The organism is Sporosarcina aquimarina (assembly GCF_033253705.1).
Classification (GTDB): Bacteria; Bacillota; Bacilli; order Bacillales_A; family Planococcaceae; genus Sporosarcina; species Sporosarcina aquimarina.
The window spans coordinates 370,309-391,009 of sequence record NZ_JAUBDH010000003.1; the positions used below are offsets into that span (position 1 = coordinate 370,309).

Below are 20,701 nucleotides of genomic sequence, written 5' to 3' on the forward strand. Positions count from 1 at the left end.
GTACTATAATTAAGAAGTGAGTGATACTTGCGCATTAATCATTAAACCACTTCTGTCCCCACTTTTCGACACTCTCCCAAAACTCTTTTCGCTTCTCGTCCTTTTCTTTTTTCTTCTCTTTCTTTTCTCTTTCTTCCTTCGTCTTTTTCTTCTGCTTCTTCAAATCTTTTATGTCATCATTAATTAACGACAAATCAAAGTTCTTCGTAGATAATTCACTAGCTGATTGTGAAACAACCTGCGCGAAGATCGGCGCTGCGGTCAAACTGCTGGTTGAGGTTAAATAATGGTCCGCGTCTGTATGATCATATCCAAGCCAGACCGCACCGGCGATGTCAGGTGTATAACCGACGAACCAGTGATCTTTGGAACCGTTCGCTCCTTCAAACGGGAGCTGCGTCGTACCCGTCTTCCCCGCTACGTCGATACCAGGAATTTGTGCTTTCTTCCCAGTCCCTTCTTCTACAACGCCTTGCAACATATGCGTCATTTGCTCGGCAACTTCCACATCCGTCACCTGTACGGACTCTCCATGCCACTTCCCGAGTACGTTTCCTTCCGAATCTTTAATTTCTGTAATCGCGTGAGCTTCCTCCATCACGCCATCATTCGCAAACGCAGAAAACGCTTGCGCCATCCGTAAAGGAGACGTTCCTTTGTCCATGCCTCCAAGCGCCAAGCCGAGTGTATAATCCTTTTTTGTCAATGAAATCCCGAACCGTTCGACCGCACTCACACCCTCTTGGACCCCCATCTGATTCAACAGCCAAACAGGAGGGACATTATACGAGTTTGCAAGTGCCTCGTACATCGTCACTTCCCCCCTATAGTGCTGATCAATATTTTTCGGAGAGTACCCATGGATATCGATCGGTTCATCTTCAAGCATATCCGACATATGGTATCCGTTCTCGAGTGCTGGAGTATAGACGGCAAGCGGTTTTAGCGCAGATCCGGGCTGTCGGATGAGATCGGTCGCATTGTTGAAGCGTCCTTGCGTATACTCTCCTCTTCCCCCAACTAACGCGAGAATTCCGCCCGTTTTAGGGTTTACGAAAACAGAACCACTCTGCAACAGCTGATCCGGGGTGCTCTCTGGAAAATTTCTGTCATTTGCATACACGTCTTCGAGCGCATTCTGGACGACCGGATTGATTGCTGTCGTAATATGCAATCCGCCAGACAGCACTTCATCCTTCGTCAAATTGTACGTATTTACCGCCTCGGCTACTACACGATCGATATAATACGGATAGTTCTTTTCATTATGAGGAACTGTCGAATCGGACAGTATAAGATCCTTGCCAATAGCTTCATCATATTCTTCCTGACGAATATACTGTTCACGCAGCATCAGCGACAATACCAGATTGCGCCGCTTCATCGACTTTTCCTTATCTTTCCTGGGCGATAAATTCGACGGTGCTTTGATGATTCCGGCGAGTGTCGCAGATTCGCTTAACGTCAATTCGCTTGCCTCTTTACCGAAATACGTCTGAGCTGCGCGTTGCACCCCCCATGCTCCGTTACCAAAATAGATGCGATTCAAGTATTGTTCCATAATCTCTTCTTTCGAATACACCCGTTCAATCTTCTTTGCGAGGATCAGCTCCTTGAATTTACGGGAGTACGTACGCTCCTGCGTTAAAAACACATTTTTCGCAAGCTGCTGCGTAATCGTACTGCCGCCAGACACAATTTTTCCTTTGAACGCATTCTCGACTAAGGACCGCCCCATCCTTAAGTAATTCAGACCGTGATGTTCGTAGAACCGTTGATCCTCTACGGAAACGACAGCTTCAACCAGCGTCTTTGGCATCTGGTCAATCGATACACCTTCTATTTTGGCATTCGTAATCTTGCGAATCACATCTCCGTTCGGATCGTAAATCACCGTCGATTGTGGTGCGGGTTTGTCGAGTTCACTGACATCACTGAATGTGACGAAGAGATTCAGGACAAGCAGTACGCTGAGGACAGCTAGCACGATACCGACACCTACGTAACGAATGACCTTTTTCTTCAGGCTGCTTTTCTTTTTCATTTCTTTTTTATGTTGTTTTTTATATTCGGATCTTTTCATATCGATTCTCCTGCTTTTTTATTGCGAAGTTTTATTAATAGTGTACAGCATAGTATTGACGAAAGTTGGGTTTTGAAAGTTGCGAGCTTCAGCTTTCACGAGAATTTCGTAAGAGTGTATGAATAAAAACCCGCGCGAGATACAAACGGGATACTAACGGTGTGATAGAGGCATTCTTCCCCTACATCCCTTTAGTAGACCTGGAAGGCAGGCCACCCATTCTTACATGCCGTTACCTATATAAAAAGAAACAGCCCACCGGTTACAGTGGACTGCTTCACATTATGGAAATTATTCGGATTAATCAGTGGGGATTATAGTTATAGGAAGTCCATCTTTGTAAACTTCACATCCACTTAATCGATAAATCGTTCGATCGCTTTTTTATATTATTTTAATACGCTTACATGTATCCTCTATCACTCCGTGATCTCCGAACTCATCGAATCTTGTATCAATTGTAGAACTCAACTTTTCATCTGAATACTTCAAGTCGTGGATAACTGGATCACCTTCATCCGTGTAGTTTACCACATGAACTTCACTGTCCTTATTATTAGAAACATCTTCTGTGAATTTTTCAAGTAGCTCAAGATTCTTTATGGTTCCAAGTGTATTGACCACATCATGTTTAGAAGATGAATAGTCACCACAGCCAAAAAGAGAGAGTGATAGTAAAACAAGAATAGACACTTTTTTCACCAGATCCACTCCTTAATGAAAGATTATACAGGAAATTTAGTTGTTTAGTAGGGTGAATTTGGTAAAATAATCGTAAACCTTTTGGTTTTCTGCCGGTAAACTTGCAAGTGGTCATGAGGCGTTGTTCTCCGTTCCGGACGCAAACCAACTTTTCACGGTAATTCTATTGTAAAGTAAAAAGACTATAGGCACACTCAAGATTGCTGACGTTTGTCTACAGTTTGAGTAAACCGATTATTCATATCTATGAGATTGTCATATCGTGGATTTATTTACATTATATCAATTCACCAAAAGTATATTTTATATCTGGAGTACACACCAAAATTCCCGCAACTATTTATTTGGAACAGCAAAAAGTATTCATGGACTTTCAGACTAGTCACTTTACACTACTTCTTCTTAGTCACAATCTTGCGTAGCTGGCAACTAACTGACATACTAATAGAATCAGAGTGTTCGGCAAATGCTTCAAGGTAAGGAGGAAAACCATCATGATTCGCGCAATACTTGTAGACGATGAGCAACTTGCTTTAAAACAGTTAACGAAACAATTAGTAAAAACAAACGAATTTGAGGTCATCGCCTCGTATTCCAATGCAACCGATGTACTGAAAAATATGCGATCGATTCAGTTTGACGTTGCTTTCTTAGATATTGAAATGCCTGGAATGAGCGGGTTGGATTTGGCAGATTTAATCTTAGATTGGAACGAAGATATTTTAATTGTATTTGTGACTGCGTATCGAGATTATGCGGTGCAGGCGTTCGAGTTACGTTCCACCGACTATTTGTTGAAACCAATTTTGCTAGAACGGCTTTTAAAAACAACAGATCGTCTTCGAGAAGAATTAAGCAATCGTCGCAAAGAAAGCGGAGATCTACTCTTAAAGCAGAACTACACTCTCAGCATCACATGTTTTAAAGAATTCAATGTATATTACAAGACAAAGCAAGTAAAATGGAAAACCGCGAAAGTTAAAGAACTCTTTGCCTATTTCATTACGCATGTTAATAACTCGATTCATCGTGACGTTCTTATCAATGCGCTTTGGCCTGAAGTTGAATACAAACGTGCAAAAGTTCAATTACATACAACACTTTCTTATTTGCGTAGCTCGTTAGATTGTTTAGGTTATCCTGAAGCTATTAAATTTGCTCAAGGCAGCTATACAATGCAACTTGCCGAATTCCATTCAGATGCACAACAATTCGAACAGTATTTTATGCACTCTCCAATTGTTACTACACAAACAATTGATCAGAGTGAACAGCTTTTACTCACTTACACAGGAGATTATTTAGAAGAAACCGGCTACGAATGGGCGACTACGAAAGCTAACTCGTTAAGGCAACTACTGCTTCACTCCCTCCAATCAGTCGCTGATTACTTCTCGGTAAACTGTCATCCTTCGAAGAAGCAGCACTATTTACAACGTCTTATTGCAGCTGATCCCTATTCCGATTATGCCACTCGTCAACTTATTCAGTTCCACATAGACACTGGGAATAGAGGAGAAGCGCTACGTGTTTTTCATGATTTAAAAGACTTGCTAATGAGTGATCTCGGTATTATGCCAGATTCGTTAACTATGGAACTTTATACGTCACTTCTAGAGTGAAAAAAGGGGCAACGATTATTCTAATAGAATAATCGTTGCCCCTTTTTTCTAGATAGGTATGGAAAATGATAATGTAGTTCCTTTAGAAACTTCGCTCGTAATGACTAATCCAATTCCAAACAATTGCTTCAGACGCTTATCTGTATTTAACAGTCCAATCCCTTTTTCTTGCTCATTTACTGGGTTTAACACCGATTGAACTTTTTCCTCGTTCATTCCTATTCCGTTATCCTTTATGGAAATCGTAACTCTATCTGAGTATTCAACAATGGCGATCGTCACTGTGCCACCTTCTGGTAAACAAAGAACACCATGTACTATCGCGTTCTCCACTAATGTTTGAATGGCTAGAGGTGGCACCATTACTTTCGATTGTACGGAAACATTCCATCCAACTTTCAAACGCTCGCCAAAACGTTGTTGCTCAATATAAATGTAAGATTTAACTAAGCGCAATTCGTTTTCTAGCGGTACGAGTTGATCGAGGTTTTGAGTAGAAAAACTGGAATTCAAATACGTTCCAAACTGGTCAATTAACCTCATCATTTTATCAGGATCGTCGTCACTTAAAGCTGCGATCGCATTCAGCGTATTGAATAAGAAATGGGGTTTAATTTGCGCTTGTAGCCATGCGGCTTCCATCGCCGTTCGTTCGTTCATCGACTTTTGTAAATCAGTTAACGCCTGAACACGTGCAACTAATTCGATTCGGTCGACAGGCTTTCGTACATGATCATTTGCGCCGTATTGGAATCCGATTTTCACGTCTTCAGGCTCACTTCGTGCGGTTAGCAGTAAGATCGGTAATTGTGCCGTCGAGTAGCGTTTACGAATTCGTCCACATAACTCGTATCCTGACATTTCGGGCATCATGACATCCGTGATAACTAAATTCCACTTTTTTTCTTCTATACAATCAAGCGCTTGCGCACCACTTGAACACGTTGTTACAACAAAACCATTAGTTTGCAAAATTTGTTTTAGGATAGATCTATTTATTGAATCGTCATCTACTACGAGTATTTGTGCACCACTTCCTGAATTATTTGGTAAAGATAGTTCCGTTTCATGGCTAGTCGAAAGAGTGGCAAATGAAGACATCGTTTCGTCTATACGATATCGCGCATTTCCTGTTGGGAGTGTAAATGTAAATACAGAGCCTTGACCTAGTTCAGATTGAACACGAATTGTACCGTCATGTAAATGTACGAGTTGTTCACAAATCGATAATCCTAAGCCGAGACCACCGCCAAGCGCAGTAATACTAGAATCTGCCTGTTCATATGCATGAAAAACAGACTCTACCACTTCAGGATTCATGCCAATTCCTGTATCTGCCACGGAAATCTCTGCTGTATTTCCTAGTGTCTTTCCAGTTATAACGATTTCACCAAACCCTGTAAATTTCACTGCGTTATGGACCAAATTGAATACAATTTGAAAAAGTCGGTTTTCATCTCCGATTACATAAGGAAAATCTTTAGGAATCTCTATGCGGAACTGGATATCCTTCCCTTCCGTCATAAATTTAAGCGCATCTACTACACTCGTAACGACTGCACACAAGTCGACTTGTTCTAACTGTAACTGGATTCCTTTTTCCTTCAACCGTTGAGCATCCATTAAGTCATTTAAAATATATGACATGCGTTTGCTAACCGTTATTAAGGTTTCCATGTTTTTCTTACTTTCTTCTGACAGTTGAACTTCCGTTTCATAGATCGTTTGTGAGATATTCATAATTCCGTGTAGCGGATTGCGCAATTCATGAGATGTATTCGCAAGAAATTCATCCTTTTGATCGCTGATCCGTTGCAACCTCTTCGCTAACGCCTGACTTTCTTTTGTCGCTTTAAAAAATTGCTTAAACCAAAAGACCGCAAATAACAAAACTGCAATCATTATGTCAAAAGGATAGTATGGCAACACGACAATACTATTTGTTTTGAGAGTTGCCCAACCTATACTATTTGCAATACTAACGACAGCGAGTAGTAAGAAAATGACACCTGAAGTGCCGTCTTTAACAAGGAAAAACATACTAACTGCAATTACTAGAGGGACTGTAAGCATTAAGAAAGAGAATATATACTGCCCCACTGTAAACCAACCGAATACCCTCATAACTATATATGAAATGTATAATCCTAGACCCGTATAATAAGCAACGGTTAAACTCATTCTCTTTTTAATCGATTTGTCTAATAGACGTTTAAACACAAGCATCATAAATATGACAGAAGTTACGTAGGAGAGTGAAAACAGATGCATCCATAACTGAGTTGAAATGTTAGGGAATATCGTTAGTAAAATTCGATCATCATCCATTAAAATCGAAATGGCAGCACTTCCGAAAACAATGGCTAAATAGAACATCTCCAGTTTTCTAGAGAAGCCAAAGTAAATAATGAGTGCAAACAAAAAGTGTAAAAGTAAAATACTTGCAGACAAAATTTGAAGGATAATTGATAACGTGTAGGAAGTCATGACATTTTTTGAATAACCGAACTGAACCGGCTCTTTAATGCCACCGATGCGGGAAAGTCCCGTGTCAGCAATTTGTATAAATACGTCAATTTCCTTTATATCACTGTCAATCGTTACAAAAAACGGTCTTGCACCTATACGATATTCATCACGCGAAGTTGCGACAGTCCCCTGATTTGTAACATTTCGTCCATTGATAAAAACGTTGGATGCTGAATGGATATCTTTCATATAAAACGTATAAGGTTCCATTTGTTTAGACGGATCTAGTAAAATTCGCAGTCGAAACGTACCATACAAATAATCTTTGTCGTCATTATCGGAATTACTATCAAAATAGCTCTTCCAGTCACCCGGAAGTGTAATATCAACAGACTTACTCTTAGGAGAGTCAGGTGTTAGTAAACGCCGGGGATAAAACATCCAATCGCCATTCAACGGGATCGTTTCGTCTGTATAGTCGAATCCTCTAAGATCTAACACCCCGCTTTCCGCTTTTGGAAAACTTGTCGGTCCATATTGTTGCAACCAGAGTACTCTAAAACTTGTAAGGATAAGTATGAAGCATCCGGTTATGAGCAACAGTTTTTTATGATTCACTCCAGCACTCCCCCTAATGACTTCAATTCTTATCCATATATTACATTTGAAAACTATCTTCTCTTTAATAGTTTATTTGTATACATCGCTGCATCTGCAAGTTGTAACAGCTCCGAAGTATCCGTGCTATCTTGCGGATATCGACTATATCCGAGACTCATATTCACTGTAAGTTCAAAATCATTGATCATAAAACTCGTCTCAAATGCGTTATGGATTTCTTCAATGATCTTTTCAACAGTTGTCGTTATTGGAACAACGATGACGAATTCGTCTCCACTTACATGATAAACACAATCCTTGATAAATGCTAGACCGTTCAATCTGTTACCAATTTGAAAAAGTAATTGGTCGCCTACTGCATGCCCGTACCTGTCGTTCACTCGTTTAAAATGATCAATATCTAAGTTGAATAGTGAAAACTCGGAAACATTTTTAGCGTAAAAATTTAAAACCTCCGCTAACCTTCTACGGTTCGGTAAATGTGTCACTTCATTTTGGAAAGCAATCTGCTGCCATCTTATCGCATTTTTCTGCTCTGTGCGGTCTTTATGAAAGGAAATAATTTTATCGATCTCCCCTTGTGCATTTTCAATCGGTACAAAGGTGGACTCTAAATACTTCAACTCACTAAATTTTGTAATGAAGCACGTTTCTCCTTTCCAAGTTTCTCCTTGAAAGATTGAATGCGAAATTCCTGCAACATTATAAAGTTGACCATCTAATAACATCGTACATTCTTTTCCGTAAATATCTGCTCGAGTATAGTGAAACACATTTAAAAAGCGCTCATTAACTTCTAGAAAGTGCCCATCTACTGTTAGATAAGCAACTAAAAATGACTCTTCTAGTAGCTGATACAGTACATCTTTTTGAGGAGTATTCGAGATATCTCGTAATCGCATTTTGTTCACCTCGCAATTCATTCGTTCTAATAGTTAGTTATTCATTGTCGCTAGACTTCAGTCGCTTCTGTTTCATTGTAATGAAGAGCGCTAATGCCAAAACTAGTAAAACGCCAAATCCAACCATCCACCAATCCGAATTCATAAAAGAACTATTGGAATCTGAAGTCTGGGCTGCTTTTAAGTTTCCTTTCTTAACTTCAAACTCGTTTGCATTTGTGTATAGATGATGTTCTTTCGTTTGAATTGCCACAGTAGAATCTTCATTCAAATTAGTTAAAGACTCAAGAAATCGCTCGTCAATTAGGTTTGCTTCAGTATGAGCGGCGTCAAATACCATCATTGTATAGTCTTTTTTGCTCCATGGATTTGCTTGTATCCAACTATACTGTTCAACCGCTTCTTGTAAAAATCCGTAACTTTCAAAGTTAGGTGCATTTTCTTTGAAGGGAATGACTAAGTCTTTCTCCTTCTTCTTTAAAGCAGGTTGCGCATTGACCCCCCCTAAGAATAGGAGATGACTATTTTTTGCATCGTCTTCTGTAAACTGTTCTCCTTCTATCAGTTGAAGAACAGGAACTTTGCCAAAAGCTGTTAATGACGATACTAACTTTGTCAAATCATTATCTGTAACTTCTAGCCCCTTTGGTAAGATTACTTTCGTTTGTTGAGACGCATCACTAAATGGATATGGAAAGCTCAATAGCGTTTTTTCATTTCTCGAATCCCCTTCTTGAAATGTGAAATGACTATCTTCTGATAAAAAGACCCATCGATTTTCGTTATTGCTATAACAAGGATTTTTTCTTCGTAACCCATTCACTTCTACTTTCAGTGCGATCAGGTGATTTTCTTGTATGGTTCCTTCTTCAATCGGAATTTGAACAGAGAATACACCGTTTTCTTCTTCATACAGTTCACGAATGTCTATAGAATACGGAACGTTATTAATGTGAACAACTAATTCAACACTATCTCCAGTTAGTTCTACGTTTTCATCATTTTCTCTATATTTCAACGTGTCGGAGCGGCGTAACAATAGTTCCAATGTGGATTTTGCATTCCAGCTTGGCGGTGCATATCCGAAGTACGTGTCACTCTCACTATTTGTACGGTCGAATGTTGTATCGTTCATTCCAAATTTCTTTAATGGAATAATACCGCTTGTTTTACCGCGTGCGGGTGTTGACTCAATAACCATGTGCTGACCTGTAAGTTGCTTGCTAAAAGAGTCGTCAAGTAATACGTCAACTCGATCTTTGAATTGTTTTGGTGATTTCACGAGGATGAACAAGGACTCTGCACTTTGATTTACACGATGTCTTGACAAAAGCAGTCCTTTATCCGGAATAGTTACATTCGCTTCAGTAAACATCGTTTTCATCCAATTCGTTTGAAACTCTGTATGTGATCCAATTACAAGGAAGTTGCCGTCGATTGCATTCACCTGTGATTCTCGTATTACTTGAACACCTTTTCCATTTTCAGACTTGCTTTTTAAAAACGCAGCAATTGCACTTCCTGCGCTTCTCGTTTCTAACGACGGCTTATCTGGAATAATTACTGAAACCGTTTGACTTTCTTTTGCACTAAAAATTCCTGGATAATCGGACAAACTAACATCTTCAGTTTTTTGACCTTGTAGTTCTAAATACGAGTCAATTCCGATTGTTAACCAGTTACTTGGCGTTTCCTGATCCACACAAATTCCTTCTTTTAACACACCATTAAACGAAACAGTTACGGTGTGGAAACCTTTCGAGAGTGCTTCTTTCGTTAAAGGAATGACGATTTTATTTTTTAACTCGGTTTGTTTGAGTGGTACGGATTGTACAATTTGTTCGTCAATGCTAAACGTTACAGCTGATGGCTCAATGAGGAGTTCAGAATGCATTAAGTGGAAAACTATTTCATTGTTTTTTGTTCCTGTTTCCGTTTTCACTTCATAGAAAAATGTTTTTTCTTCAATTGGTCCAAAAAGTTCGATAGGTTTGTTCGTTAAAGCTTGGCGGCTTTTCACTTGCTTGTCTAATGGACTAACGTTTACGTCACTTAACTGTATATCATACTTTGCATGCGCCTGGTCTCCTACTAACAACAGTCCGATAAAACAACCTAAACTTACTAACACGTTCATAACGAATCTATTCATTGGATATCTCTCCGTTTCTTTTCAAATCGCTCCGTCTTATACCAACGGACTTCTTGTTGAAGGATTACTCTTTTTGTTTCAAGTATGAGTGCATACAATACAAGAACAATCCACATTTGAGAATACGTAAAGTACATTAAAATAACATTGAAGAAATTTTTTCGATTCATTTGTGTTTTTTCAATGCTGAGCGTTATCATCACTTCTGCTAGGAACAGCAAGAATGCTAATCCCCATAACACGAGTGCAACATTACCGACAGACAAATGAATGTTGTAAAACAGATTAGTTATAAATAACGCATTTGACACGATGACACCGAAGAAAAAGAGGAAATACGTAAAGAAGAAGTAAAATAAGTCGAAGATAATTCGCTTTCGATTCAACTTAAAAAACTGACTTAGAAATTTAAGCACAACGTATTGGTTCCCTCTCGCCCACCGCGTACGTTGCCTCCACCAAACTGTAAGTGTTTCTGGCTCTTGTTCCCAAGTAATTGCAGCCGGGAAAAATCGAATGTGATAACCTAAATCATAGACACGCACAGTGAGCTCAGTATCTTCAGCGAGTGCTTTCACATCCCATCCACCGAGTGCTTTCATTATCGAACGTCTAATCGCAAAATTCGTTCCAGGAATCGTGGCTACTTTAAACCAACTCCACCGCCCACCCTGAGCCATCCATTGAAAACAGATGGTCTCGATGTTGATGAACCTTGTTAACCAGGTCGCTTGAGCATTTGTTACGCGAAATTTACCGACTACGGCACCTGCTTTAGGATCGTTCACTAATCCCATCACTAAATACCAAACCGCCATTCGTTCAGGCGTATTGTCTGCATCATATACGACGATGACTTCACTATCGGTTCGTTGGAGGGCATCGTTTAAAGCAGAAGACTTTCCTTTGCCCTTATTTTGACCTATCGTTTCAATTACTTTAATGAATGGATATTTCTCAGCGTATAGAGTAGCTATGTCACCCGTTCGATCGGATGAGTTATCATTAATGACAATGATTTCTAACTTATCTTTCGGGTAATACAACCTCGCCATCGCTTTTAATGTCTGTTCAATGACAATTTCTTCGTTATGAGCGGGTATGAAAACGCTCACTGTCGGCAAATCCACCATGTTTTTTCTCCATTGCGGAATGACCTTCTCAAATGTCTTAAAGTGATGATAGCCTCCTTGCATGAGAAACATATGGTAGAGCAGCATCATCCAGATGAGTATGAGTGATGCGTAAAAAAGAATATCAGCCACTAAAATCCCTCTCTCTAAACAACCGTTTTTTCAGCGCAGCTCGTAAATTCACAATGTAGATGAAAAAAGCGATGATGAACAACAAGACAACAACTGAAAGTCCCCAAAGCACTGCTTCAAACGGTTTCTCAACAGAGTTTTCAACTAAACGTTTCCAAGTAGTTCGAGCCGATTTCACAGTAAGAACTCCGTTTGCTTGTTGGTGTATTTTCACTTGATCGGTTTGTACGAGTTGGTCTTCTTCTCTCAAATCGAGCCATTCAATTGTTCCGACTGAATACATAAGGTCTAACATCTCTTGCAAGTGCTCCAATCCTAAATAAGGATGGTAAAACCCGCCAACCATAGATCCTGGTATATCTTTTAATCGTTTAACAGAGTCCTTTGCTACTTGTAGAGGGTCTTCTAACTGAGGATTTGCATAGCCAATTGTTTCAGGGTAGAGCGTCATACCTGACAGAATTGCAGGACTTGAAACGAATAGAGGTGCGTCCATAATCTCCCAGTCCTCATCGCTCAACTGAACTTGCCCAAAAACTGAATTGAAATAATTCGAAGTGATTTTGTATCCAGTTGAACTCATCGTATAATGAGGCGCTTCAAACGCGAGCGGATACAATTCAATATCTGTTAACTCTTCAATAGCTTTTCTATGTTTCGTTTCGATATAACCTTTTTCAATTACATCGATTTTATCCATAAAACGATTGTAGTCATTTATTGAACGAAACGACTCTCTCGTCGGTAGAGGTTCTGGTAATGTATCAGTCCGTTCGGTCGTGATTTTCTGGTTCAGTTGGTCATCCCAAAACTCAAAACCTTCTCCTGTTTCTTCATATCTGTAAGAGTGTGTATATCCATGACCTATAATAATACCGCCACGATTTTGCAAATTCCGCAGCACCTTTACTAGCTTTCGATTGGATTTCATATAGATCTTTTCACCGTTTTCGTTATTGACATATACAGGAATGACCGCTAAGTAAAACGGGATCCCGCGATCGGCTAAGTAGTCACCCGTTTCTTGCACAAGCTTATAATCTGACACAGGAGAAATGTCTTCAAGTCGAATATACGCAGGATGTACTGTCGGCTCCTCAACACCCATAATTTTGTGCATTCGTTTTGACAGCGCATATTTTTGATCACTTTCAAATGCGGAAGACGCAATGTACGTTAAGCGTCCATTTTTCACAATATACGGATGCTGCGCATCAAACCTCTTGCCAACTTCAATTACTTCACTGCCTTTCGGAGGAATGACATCGATTAGTGACATTGCAACAAAAAGTGAAGTATTGCCGAGCGATCCAATTTCCACTTCTTCTTGAAACTGCCACTCGCTGAATGTTTTGAACTGATTTACGTTATAGCCAATGACAATAATTTCACCTTCATAGCGATCAATTGCATTAATTAGGTGTGAAGGGAGCGCCATTTCATAATCCCCTACAAAAACAACCATGTCTGTTCCTTGCATGAGTTCAGATTTAAAACTTTCCGCAGAGACGACATGTTGTTTTGCAGCAAACGCCGAAAACGTTGCATCTAACATATGAACGTTTTCATCAACTTGATCTCTTTCAGATGTGTAAATGAATAAAATTGTCGGTTTTTCATTAGTTGCACTTGCAGTGTCCCATGAAAAAATCCATCCAGAGAAAATCATCAAACTAATGAGTGCTGCAATTTTAAAGTACATAGCTAACCCTCTCGCTTTCAATCTTCTCCATAAGCAGCTCAAAATCCGCGATTTCTGAACCTGGCTCATAGGCGACCTGACCCATTTGGAAGGTAATATCAATTAAATTGCCACTTAACAATTGATGGTCTTTCAATTTACTTTCTAATTTACTAACTACAATTTCCACAGAGTCTACTGTTGTATTAGTTAATAACACGGCTAAACTATCTCCGTCATATCGGAACTTTCGATCTGTTTGACGCGTCAATTCGCTTAACTTTCCGGCAAGTGAGGATAGAAGGTGCTCCCGTTCCTTTTCACCATAAAGCTTTTGAAATTCTACGTAGTGGTCTATTTGTAAAATTAGCAGGACAAACGATCCTCCATATCGATTAATTCGTTTCATTTCCGATGCCACTTCAAACTCCATTCGGTCAGGATTGTCAAAACCTGTTTCAAGATCTACCGCTGTAAATCGACGTATTCTCTCTTGAAGAACACTTACTAGCTGTTTTTGATTAGCCATTTGCTCTTGGATGTAACCAGCCAACAAAATTAAACTAATCAAAACTACTCCGTATGCCATCATGAGCGGTAACGGTATGACAATTTCTTTAACAAATCTATTGGAAAACTGACTATCAAAAAGCGCCGCTCCGAGTAGAAATAAGTAAGGCAAGCTCCAAAATAACCCTGAAGCTGCCCCTCTTACTAGCGTGTAACTTAGTAATATAAGTAAAAATCCGATGAGCACAAGTCCTTCCACACCGTAAGGAAGTAGTAAGTAGATAGGAACTTGAACTCCTAGCAACAAAAAGATGAGCATAAATGGGCTTCCTTCAAAAAACGTTTTCATGAGCTCCTATCCTTTCCGCAATCATAGCTAACAAATTATCAAACGCATGGGTATCGAAAGTGGGTAAATCGATGTAGCCACCGTAATATCGTTTTGTATCGTCGTTTTGCTGGAGGGCTTTCATGTGAACAAACAATTGTCTTGCTAATTCAACTTCTTCTAGTTCTAAGCACATTAAAATCGCCAAAGCGTAAATGGAAGGTGCTTCATAGTCGACGAGCGGCTTTCCTAGTTTTGAGTCGTAGACGCCGTACAATCGTCCATTCGGTTTAGCCATTTCTCGTTTTGTGAATGTTAATAATTCAGTGACGTCCCCATTCCACTGAGCACGATGATAGCCTATATAGTACTGATCGATTAAATTCACTTTTTTGTCGTAAGAAAAGTGTTTTCTCTCGACGTCAAATGATTTTGGGAAAAACCCTTTAGAAGAATGAGGCATCTCTGTAAGCAACTGAAACGTATTGTTATAAATTCCTTCAGATATAGAGTTCCGTTGTTTCAAACGATCGAACGCTTGTGGAATAATATAACTGAGCGTAATAACCGATCCTTGCGCTTTTGATTTCAAATCGATGTAATCGACTACGTACTGGTTGTTAAGCTGATACGTTTTTAAAGCGTTTGCCATACGTTGAGCGAGTGTCGTATAACGAGGTTCGTTCCACTTCTCACCTGCTTCAAATAGCGCATTCATAATTCGCAAATCATCGATAGATGCATTGGAGTTTGCTGCCTTTGCTTTTTTTAACTCCCAAACGACTAAATACTCTTTTGTTAAAAAGTTTTTTTCTAATACACGTACCTGTTGCTTAAACTTCTTTGGGTCATCTTTTATAAGTAAGTAATCCATCCATAATCCAACCGTTTCCGACAAGTACTCATTTTTTCTTGTCGATAAATTCGTACGAATACGTCCATCTCGCTTTATTAAATGATTTACCATGAATTGTTCCGCACTCAGTCGATTTTCTACTTGAACTTCTTGTTCGATTTGAACATCCCTACCTTTATAGCCGATTCCCATGCCCATTCCAATAAGTAGAACAATCATTAGGATCAAGACTAATCTGTTTTTACGATACATAGCGCCCTTGCTCCCTTTCGTTCTTGTTGCTCTTTCTATCTACTAGCTTACGCAACACGTCTTACTACACACTTACGGAATTCTTACAGAACGCTTAAAGATATTGATTTTTTTCTAAAACACAAAAAATCCTTACTCTAAAGAGTAAAGGCCTGACTGTCTACAATCATTAGTTCAATTAGTTTTGTTTAAACGCTCTTTAAAGACCAAGCATCCATCGCATCATGCTCTGAGCCTTCAAGTAGCTTTGCTACCAAGCGGATCCTAGTTTCTCATACAAACGACTCGCAACTTCAAGTTTCGTCAGAGAACAGATCGTTTATTTCATTAATTCAACATCTTCCATCCGCATATCCTGTATAGTAAAAATAAACACACCCCACACAATACAAAATGGAGGTGATACATCTTGGCTAGAATCATCCTAACAACCGAAAGCGGTGCCGATCTGCCCGAATCTCTGGCGAAGAAACACAACATTCACATAGTACCGATGCACGTTATCATGGAGGGGACGGACTATCTAGACGGTCAGTTGCCCGTTGCGGACATCTTTAATTTCTATGAGCGCACGAAAAAGATTCCTTCCACTGCTGCGACGAATACGCATGAGTACCAGGAGTTTTTCAAAACGATCCGGACGGAGTTTCCTGATAGTGTCATTGTTCACGTAGGCTATACTTCCAAAGCGTCTGTTTCCTATCAAAATGCTCTGACGGCTGCGGAAGATATGGAGGATATATATCTATTCGATGCGTTGAACGTCACGGGCGGATTGACTGTGGTTGTGATGTATGCGGCTGCCTTGCTCGAAGAAGAGCCTAACATCGATCCTGTACGTCTGGTGGAGATGGTCGAGGCAAAGGTTCCGAAGTCACGATTGGCATTCCTTCCCGGCAGCCTGGACTTTCTGCGGGCCGGCGGACGGGTCAGTAATATAGCGTATCTTGGAGGCGCATTGCTAAAGATCAAGCCGTGTATTGAATTGGTGGACGGTAAGCTGATGTCGACTCGCAAATACCGCGGGAAAATGGAAAAGGTCGCTGAAAGTCTGTTTCATGATTATCTACAGCAATACACTATCCACAGACAGCAGATCTATTTCATCTATTCGATTGGACTTAGTGAGACGATCAAACAACGGATCGATGAAATTGCGTTGGAACAAGGATTCGAGAATAGTATGTGGATTGAGGCTGGAGCGATGATCTCGACACATTCCGGTCCTGGAGGATTTGGTATTGCAGGGCTGGAAGTGTAGGTGGCTGCTTTAGCATAAAATATCAATCATTTTGGGGTGCTTATGTACCGCACAACTCGAACGCTTTTAGAATCGTTCCGGAGTTGTGTCGTGCACCTAATATAAAACACGGTCAAGTCCACGGCATCTTCATTTTTTTCAATTATTTAATAGCCGCTTGTGCACTATAAAATTCGGCCACTTTTTTGGGGGTAATTTGAATTTGTGTCTTACACCGGTGGCAAATTGGTAAAGCAGCAAAGACAAGCCATTGGCTCTCTTTGCTGCTTTTTACTAACAACTATATGACACAAGTACCTCTATTTATTCACCTACCATGCCATCATGATCCCGATCCTGCATATATTGGTACAGCCAGTGATCCTGAGTGATTGGCATACTGAAGCCCGCAGCTTTTGCTTCTCCGATCGTTACGATACCATTTCCATTTGTGTCAATATCGGATAGCTCACCTTCGTTTGTAGAAGGACTTTCTGATTCGGCTTCGGACTCATTATTGCCAGTTAGTCCAAGAGATTCGTTCACCTCATCCGGATTCACATTTTCAAAGGAATCCGAAATGACATTTCCGTTAATTGTATAGGTATATTGATAACTTGAAGGAATTTGTGTTTCCTCATTTGGATACGTAATAATTGCTTCAAAGTCACTAGCTCCACCTGCTCTACGAATCTCATTTTCCATATACGCTTGATCACCATGTCGGTTGAGCGTACTATCTTGTGGGGTAATATTATACGCATTCGACACCCCGCCGAGAGAGTCGGCAATTATATGGCCTTCATCTAAAACAGCACTTTCAACACCAGGAACCTTTGCTTCGTCAGAATAATACCTGCCCGTCGACAAAACCGGTTCATTATTATCATCTTGTAGAGTGATTTCGTCCGCTACGACACGGACCAGTTGCCCGTTATCGTTAGTGAATCCCCAATAGTCACGGTCTCCATAACCGATATTGACAACAACGTTAGGTTCACGATACCCAGACAAATCGCCACCATCCACTTCAATGGGGGTATATCCGGAAAACTGCTCTATCTTTGGTTGAGGTTGTTCCTCCTCGACTTCAGGTTCTTCTAGAGGCTCTTCTACTTTCTGCTCCTCAACGTCCGTAGTGACCGTTTCTTCTTTTTCATTGTTTTTGCTCGGTTCCTCTGTTGTGACTATTTGTATATCTGTGTCTTCTTCTGTAATGGCTGCATCTTCTGCGTTGGTACAACCAACCAGCAAGACGATCGTTAACATTAAAATTAAATAATTCAATTCACTTTTCATTCTTTAAACCTTACCTTTCTACGATGTCAAAGTTTCACGTTAGAATTATAGCATAAATATTTTCGAGTTCCACCATTTTCCATTATTTTTTCTTGCAAGTGAATTAATACTATTGCATAGAATCACCGACGTAGCGGTACGGTTCGAATACTTTTGGAATTTTTTAGATTCATCTTGTACAGCATAGAATTTCATCCAAACAAAAACGTCAACTTCATTTTTCGAAGTTGACGTTTTATTCTTCATTAGTGATGCTGCGCACGGAACTATTGTGTTTGTTCAAACATTCATGATTGTTTCTAACACAACTCAAATTCTCAACTGCATTAAGAATCTCTGCTCTTCCCCTTGGATGAAATCTTGATATTCACTTCCATGGCTTCACCATAATCAATATGGGAATCCATTTCCGATACGTCAACATCTGCCTCAAAGATCACCCGCTGCTGTTCTTTTCCGTCCCTGTATTCATTGCGGTGTATCCAATAACTCAAAAATCATTAATATAGTTCCGGAATCTTAATTTGTAAGCTCCACCTCTGCACTACACACAACATTCATGATTGTATGTTACACAAGTCCACACTTCTTGTTTTGAAGTTGTCTCTTACATAACAACTTTGTACGCAGAATTACTTCTATATGATTCAGAATAGCATTCGAGTTGTATCAAACGCGGGCGGCAGTATTTGTATTCACCTTTTCAAGAGTGTACACAAAAAATTATAACCTATTTATATAGGAGTCTATTTTTTAACTGTTCAATAGTTAAATAGATACCATTTTCTTTCCTATGAAGCATCGAATGACAGTTAGGACAGACAGGAATCAAATCTTTAATTGGATCAATAACATATTCGTTTTGTATTTCGTGAAGAGGTACAATATGATGAACATGAATAAACCCTTTACCAATTTCTCCGTATTTTTCTTCAAAATTCAGTTCACAAACCTGACATGTACAGCCGTAGTATTCCATACACTTCTTACGAGCAATGGGGTTTCGTTCGTATACATTAACATTGATCGTTCTCCTTTTACCTTCTTCTAATGAAAAAGGAACTTCCTCTGGATAGTATCCCTCAGTCAAATCATATTCAAAAAAAGATACAATATAATCAAGAAGGTCTCCTTTAAGCTTCATCGAGCCCTGAATATTCCCCTTAAGACCATAATCACGTAATAAGGAAAGAGATAGTTCAGGAGTATCTCTTTCATCGATCAGCCGTAAGCGTGTATAATTAAACTCTTTTGATTGTATGTATTTCTGTTGATTGTTCCAGAATGTATTATCATATGATACTTCGTTGTTACTTACTAATCCCTTTATAACTTCTGCTTTATAACGCACCCTTTGAACATCACCAGATACATACATGAATAGTATGTCGCCATTTTCATAATTATAGGATCGTTTCCAATCCAACGTATCATAATAACCAAATGCACCTGCAACATCATAGTCATTTGGATTTGCAGGAACTAACCAAAAACGTCGAGCATTTTTATGGCATCTTTCTTCAAGTTCTTTTCGACGATTAAGTGCAATTTCCTTACTTGCAACAAAATAGTATTCATCACCTTCATTAAAATAGGGTATTTCACACACGTATCCTCTTTCAATGTGATCAAATAATTTGTTACTTGTCGTATTTAAATACTTTGCTAAAAATCTTGCTGACTCCTGTATGCTTGGAGCGTCGAACAAAAATTCGTCGTTTTTATAGATAATAATTGGACTTACCACTTAGCTTCCCTCCTTAAATATAGAGCCAGAGACCGACCACCAGCGTTGTAGGAATTCAATTTAATAACATCTATAATATGTTTATCTATGATAAAAAACAGAAAAACTGCGAAGCCAATTAGAAGTGCTTTTTGGAAATTAGGGAAACAATCGCTGTAGCGCACAATGCTGTGCACGAAACTACGCCCTTCACTTTCTACTGAATGGGGCCACTATACATTATCAGAATCGTCCCTATTTCAGATCGAACGAAGGAAGCGGATTTTAATTCCACCCCACACGGACTCTTTTCAATTTAGACAACACACGGTGGTATGATATAATGTTTTTTCTCAGACACCATTAGTGAAAACAGGTAATATTTATTGCTTAAGAAGGAAGGAATTAAGAATGTACTGGAATTATAGAATATTGAAGTTAACTAATTCGTTTGATGAGCCTTACTTTGAAATACACGAAGTACATTATGACGAAAATAATACTCCCTACGCATGGACGGAAAGCCATAATCTATTAGTTGATGACACATTTGATGAATTAAAGGAGTCTTATGAATATATGAACTCCGCCTTTAAAATGCCAGTATTGAAAGTAGTCGAAGGTAAATTAATTGAATTGAGAGTAGATGAATGATAGGTTTCTTGATTGAATAATCTACGAATATGTGGGCGTTATCATTGCGCAGTTGCACAACCATCCAGCTTAATCATCAATAATATATTATAATTTAAAAGTAATCTGCAATATGATATAGTGATTTATTTGCATATGTAATTGAATATACCTTTGTATTTACTATTAAAGATGTTTTAAAATTGGACTGCAAATAAAGAACTATTTCGCCACCTGTAGTCAAGCCCCTTAAAAATGGACACGAAAGTTTATGTACAATTGTGTGTTATGCGCTTTCCAAATACCGATTCAGAAATGCCGTAGGAGACAAATAACCTAAGCGTTTTTGGCTACGTATTT

At 39.3% G+C, this 20,701-nt stretch carries 14 protein-coding genes; 3 read left to right on the forward strand and 11 right to left on the reverse strand.

Annotation, left to right across the window (positions count from 1 at the left end; genetic code table 11):
• Nucleotides 1-34: 34 nt before the first annotated feature.
• Nucleotides 35-2,083, reverse strand: coding sequence for a transglycosylase domain-containing protein (locus QT716_RS07075; protein ID WP_317935346.1), 2,049 nt, complete (start codon nt 2,081-2,083; stop codon nt 35-37).
• Nucleotides 2,084-2,467: 384 nt separating this feature from the next.
• Nucleotides 2,468-2,785 carry a DUF4362 domain-containing protein gene (locus QT716_RS07080; RefSeq protein ID WP_317935347.1) on the reverse strand — a complete coding sequence of 106 codons (318 nt, stop codon included), beginning with the start codon at nt 2,783-2,785 and terminating at the stop codon, nt 2,468-2,470.
• Between the two features lie 494 nt (nt 2,786-3,279).
• On the opposite strand from QT716_RS07080, the gene QT716_RS07085 reads away from it, so the two are divergent.
• Nucleotides 3,280-4,407, forward strand: a complete 1,128-nt coding sequence (locus QT716_RS07085) for a response regulator (RefSeq protein WP_317935348.1) — start codon at nt 3,280-3,282, stop codon at nt 4,405-4,407.
• Nucleotides 4,408-4,455: 48 nt separating this feature from the next.
• Here the strand turns inward: QT716_RS07085 and QT716_RS07090 are convergent, their stop codons facing one another.
• The 7 genes from QT716_RS07090 to QT716_RS07120 are packed head-to-tail and all read right to left on the reverse strand — an operon-like array spanning nt 4,456 to nt 15,443.
• Complete coding sequence (locus tag QT716_RS07090; protein WP_317935349.1) at nt 4,456-7,494, reverse strand: hybrid sensor histidine kinase/response regulator; 3,039 nt, start codon at nt 7,492-7,494, stop codon at nt 4,456-4,458.
• Nucleotides 7,495-7,547: 53 nt separating this feature from the next.
• Entirely contained in the window at nt 7,548-8,399 is an 852-nt protein-coding gene (locus QT716_RS07095) for a sensor domain-containing diguanylate cyclase (RefSeq protein WP_317935350.1), read from the reverse strand.
• A gap of 37 nt (nt 8,400-8,436) precedes the next feature.
• Complete coding sequence (locus QT716_RS07100) at nt 8,437-10,551, reverse strand: cellulose biosynthesis cyclic di-GMP-binding regulatory protein BcsB (RefSeq protein ID WP_317935351.1); 2,115 nt, start codon at nt 10,549-10,551, stop codon at nt 8,437-8,439.
• Nucleotides 10,548-11,774, reverse strand: coding sequence for a glycosyltransferase (locus QT716_RS07105; protein ID WP_398292733.1), 1,227 nt, complete (start codon nt 11,772-11,774; stop codon nt 10,548-10,550). The genes QT716_RS07100 and QT716_RS07105 overlap by 4 nt, the downstream gene beginning before the upstream one ends.
• Nucleotides 11,775-11,808: 34 nt before the next feature.
• Nucleotides 11,809-13,518 (reverse strand): DUF2334 domain-containing protein, encoded by a 1,710-nt coding sequence (locus QT716_RS07110; protein WP_317935353.1) that lies wholly within the window; start codon nt 13,516-13,518, stop codon nt 11,809-11,811.
• Complete coding sequence (locus QT716_RS07115) at nt 13,508-14,356, reverse strand: GGDEF domain-containing protein (protein ID WP_317935354.1); 849 nt, start codon at nt 14,354-14,356, stop codon at nt 13,508-13,510. Before QT716_RS07115 ends, QT716_RS07110 begins: the two co-directional genes overlap by 11 nt.
• Entirely contained in the window at nt 14,340-15,443 is a 1,104-nt protein-coding gene (locus QT716_RS07120; protein ID WP_317935355.1) for a glycosyl hydrolase family 8, read from the reverse strand. The genes QT716_RS07115 and QT716_RS07120 overlap by 17 nt, the downstream gene beginning before the upstream one ends.
• Nucleotides 15,444-15,852: 409 nt before the next feature.
• Between QT716_RS07120 and QT716_RS07125 the strand changes: the two genes are divergently transcribed.
• On the forward strand, nt 15,853-16,704 hold the full coding sequence (locus tag QT716_RS07125) for a DegV family protein (RefSeq protein WP_317935356.1): 852 nt from the start codon (nt 15,853-15,855) through the stop codon (nt 16,702-16,704).
• Between the two features lie 303 nt (nt 16,705-17,007).
• On the opposite strand, the gene QT716_RS07130 is transcribed toward QT716_RS07125, so the two are convergent.
• Together QT716_RS07130 and QT716_RS07135 are read right to left on the reverse strand one after the other, a co-directional pair.
• Nucleotides 17,008-17,982, reverse strand: coding sequence for a DNA/RNA non-specific endonuclease (locus QT716_RS07130; protein WP_317935357.1), 975 nt, complete (start codon nt 17,980-17,982; stop codon nt 17,008-17,010).
• A 730-nt stretch (nt 17,983-18,712) separates the two neighbouring features.
• Entirely contained in the window at nt 18,713-19,729 is a 1,017-nt protein-coding gene (locus QT716_RS07135; protein WP_317935358.1) for an HNH endonuclease, read from the reverse strand.
• A 390-nt stretch (nt 19,730-20,119) separates the two neighbouring features.
• Here QT716_RS07135 and QT716_RS07140 point away from each other — a divergent pair, with 390 nt between their 5' ends.
• Nucleotides 20,120-20,362 carry a hypothetical protein gene (locus tag QT716_RS07140; RefSeq protein WP_317935360.1) on the forward strand — a complete coding sequence of 81 codons (243 nt, stop codon included), beginning with the start codon at nt 20,120-20,122 and terminating at the stop codon, nt 20,360-20,362.
• Nucleotides 20,363-20,701 lie beyond the last annotated feature (339 nt).